Source organism: Rhabdochromatium marinum (assembly GCF_016583795.1).
GTDB lineage: Bacteria > Pseudomonadota > Gammaproteobacteria > Chromatiales > Chromatiaceae > Rhabdochromatium > Rhabdochromatium marinum.
The window spans coordinates 1-3,182 of the sequence record NZ_NRRS01000135.1 but is presented as its reverse complement, the minus strand read 5'-3'; the positions used below and the strand labels follow the sequence as shown (position 1 = coordinate 3,182).

Sequence of the window (3,182 nt, the reverse complement as noted above, 5' to 3'; positions counted from 1 at the left end):
GGGCGCCAAGATTGTTTTGAGCTTACGTGCATTGGTTCAGTCGACCGGACGCTGGGCGCAATTCTGGGACAAGATCGATCAGTTCGGTGCTCAGCCTTGCTAAGGACATTATTGAAAGGTAGCACCCAGTTGAGAGAAAACCTGTTGGTGGCGTGAGCGGGTGCGGAATGTCGGTTGGTGTCCTCAACCAGTCGATAAAGCTCGTTCGGGGTCGCATCACCGACCACCGGCGCAATCTCGAGTTGGTTGTCGATGCTGGCGATACCCATGTCGCGCGCCAAGCGCCCCGTCAGTCAGCGCTGGACTTGGCATCGGCGAGTTGATCGAGCAGTGCCATCAGCCGCTGGCGGGAGCCGGCATCCTGCGCTTGGGCCTCGGGCAGCGCGCGTTTCATCTGATCGAAATAGACGCCAGTTACTTCGGCTAGGCTGGGTGCCGTGGCGAGATGTTCCTCGGCCTCGGCCTCGGCGCCGGTGTCGGCAGAACCAAGGGCGCGACCGAAGCCTTCCCGCACCATCTTGGTATCCAACAGGGTGCCCGGGTGCAGGGCGTTGACGGTAATGCCTAGTGGCTTGAACTCAGCCGCCAGCTCAATAGTGGCCATGATCAGCCCGAGCTTGCTCTGTGCATAGGCCCGCATGCCGTCATAGCCTTGGGTCAGCATCGGATCCTCGAAATCGATCGGCGCCTGAGCCACAGACGCGACCATGACCACGCGCGCGGGCTGGGTTGTCCGTGCCGTCTCGGCGAGCCGTTTGGCCAGCAACCGAGTCAGTACGACGGGCGCAAGCGTATTGACCGCGAAGTGCAGTTCATGACCATCGGTGCTCTCGCGGCGCGGACCCGGCGGGTCGCCGACGCCAGCGTTGTTGAGCAAGATACCCAGGCGAGGAGCGGCGGCGAGCGTTGCCTCGGCGAGCGTTCGCACCTCCAGGCCGCGCATTGCCTGCGGTGTGATTGAGAAATTGAATTGACCGCCGTGAACTGAATCAGCGTGCGGCGCGCTAAGGTCTATCGATCTCGCCGCCGCGTGCCTTTGTTCCAGCAACTTTCGGGGGGATGAGGACATCGCCGGGCGGATCACCCTGCTCAAATTCGCCGGGGTGGATGTCTTGGACGGCGACCGCATAGACCCGCCGCAGTTGTTCGGCGGCGACGATGTCCTCAATACCTGCTCCCTGGATGAGCTGCGCCAGCAACTCAAACGTGCCTGAGTGCTTCGTCGCTTTGGGGTCTGTTGAGGTCCGATTTGCCAGCGCCATCTCGCTTGGGTCTGCAGCGCTGGGTTTTGCAATCATGATCCAGATTGCCACCAAGAGCGGCAGAATGGCCAGGATGCCCCATCAGGTCCAGCGGTGCGCGTCGCGCCAGTAGCTTGCGCCAGTAGCTTTTGGGGATCACGCCTGTGGTCGCGAACGCTCTGGCCTGGCGTGCTTGGCGGATCTGGGCTGGAATCAGAATCGAAGCCCAAAGCAGACCCGAGACCCCAAACAGCACCTGTCCCCAGAGCAGCCAAGGCAGGCCGAAGAGGTCGAGTCCCGCGCGCCATGCCGCGCCAAAGCCGCCGACGAGGATCAAAATGACGCCGCCGAGCGTGAACCACCAATCGGTCAGGGAGACCAATCGCTGGCCGAAGGCGATCACCGATGGATCACCCGTGCGGTCCGCCCGCCGCTTCCAGACCAGGGTCACAATGACATTGCCGACCAAAAGCACAACGCCGAGAAGATGGATGGCTTTCAGAAGGTGATAGAGCATGCGGATATCGCGGTGGCTGTGGTGGTGGCGATCAGCGCAGCTGCGAGCGCGATGCCTTCCTGGGGCCACCCCTAGGCTAGGTTGCCTCGGACAGCCAGATCCGCGCGACCTTCAATTCAGGGCGCTTGAAGTGCTTGATCTCGGCCTTCATCAGCGGATTTAGCATATTCACATAGACGCCAATCCAACCCTGATCAGCCACCACGGCGACATGAGTGATGTCGCTGAGGTGCTCGAAGCTGAATTTCACGTCGTCCCACAGTTTGGTCCAAGGGATGGGTGGTGTGTCCAGCTGGCCTATATCCTCAAGGAGGCGGATACGGCCATGGTGCTCGATGGCGCACTTGAAGATGGTGAGCGTATCGTCAAATTCCTGCGCCGTGATGGAGCCCGAGACTGCCATCTCGACGATATTGCTGTTCTGTTGTTCGCGGATCTCGATCATGGTGATGACCTCCATTGAGCCAATTTATGAGCCAACTGGCCTGTTCGGCAAACACTTTTGCCTGAGCTGGATTGCGTTTGCATTGAGTTGAGCTTGCATCAAGCCGCTCAGCCATCTCAAGTCAATGCGTAGCTGCTCAAGGCTCCAGGTCCGGAGCATACTCGCCAACGCTTGCGAGTGCGTTGAGCTTGGCTCGCTGCAGCAGGGCTTCACTGGCCTGCTTCGCCTTCGAAGCATCCAAGGTATGGGCGTTGGCCTCGATGCAGGCGCGGCTCGGCTTGTCGTCGTCAATCGTGATGACCGCACGCGCTTTCAGTCGCTTGCCGATCCTTGAGGAAAATGATCGGCGACTTCAACCGCAGCCGGGCGACCAGGCGAACAGGCCCTCCTCAATTCCGCTGGTTGCAAGCCTCAGGAGAGAAGATCGCGCACCCGCGATAAGCGCTCCCGCACCTCGCGAGCGATTTCAGTCACCTGCGGATTATCGACCAGTTGCAGGACGGCCTCGGGATCCATGAAATCGACACTGATCGCACCGCCTTCCAACTCACGCACCACGACATTGCAGGGCAAGAGCAGACCGATCGGTGGCTCGGCCGTGATCGCGCGATGCGCGAGCGGAGGATTGCAGGCCCCAAGAATCCGATAGGCGCGGCCGTCAATGTCCAGCTTGGCCTTGAGTGTGGCTTGAACGTCGATGTCGGTCAGTACGCCAAAGCCTTCCGTTTGCAGCGCGTCTGTGACGCGCGCGACGGCTTCGTCAAACGGCGGGGCGACTTGTTTGGAAAATCCATACATGTCATTCATCTGCTCCGAATTTCATACTCGAAAGTGCTCATTCGGTAATTCGCTCTCCGTTGATAGCACCCGATTTTGTCCGGGCGAGCAACTGGAGTCCTGGTTGAGCAGTCCCAACCGGAGGCGCTCAGTCCGTGCTTGCAAGATCGCTTTCACGGCTCGATACGGCGTGAACCGCTCG

The 3,182-nt window shown here is 60.3% G+C and carries 5 protein-coding genes; all 5 read right to left on the bottom strand.

Annotated elements, in window-relative coordinates; genetic code table 11:
* Window positions 1-289 precede the first annotated feature (289 nt).
* Window positions 290-943, bottom strand: coding sequence for an SDR family NAD(P)-dependent oxidoreductase (locus tag CKO36_RS18690; protein ID WP_200286416.1), 654 nt, complete (start codon window positions 941-943; stop codon window positions 290-292).
* A gap of 61 nt (window positions 944-1,004) precedes the next feature.
* Complete coding sequence (locus CKO36_RS19995; RefSeq protein WP_242469738.1) at window positions 1,005-1,199, bottom strand: hypothetical protein; 195 nt, start codon at window positions 1,197-1,199, stop codon at window positions 1,005-1,007.
* 1 nt (window position 1,200) lies between these two features.
* Entirely contained in the window at window positions 1,201-1,758 is a 558-nt protein-coding gene (locus CKO36_RS18685) for a DUF2269 family protein (RefSeq protein ID WP_242469737.1), read from the bottom strand.
* 76 nt (window positions 1,759-1,834) lie between these two features.
* Entirely contained in the window at window positions 1,835-2,203 is a 369-nt protein-coding gene (locus CKO36_RS18680; RefSeq protein WP_200286415.1) for a SpoIIAA family protein, read from the bottom strand.
* Window positions 2,204-2,614: 411 nt separating this feature from the next.
* Complete coding sequence (locus CKO36_RS18675; protein WP_200286417.1) at window positions 2,615-3,001, bottom strand: DUF302 domain-containing protein; 387 nt, start codon at window positions 2,999-3,001, stop codon at window positions 2,615-2,617.
* Window positions 3,002-3,182 lie beyond the last annotated feature (181 nt).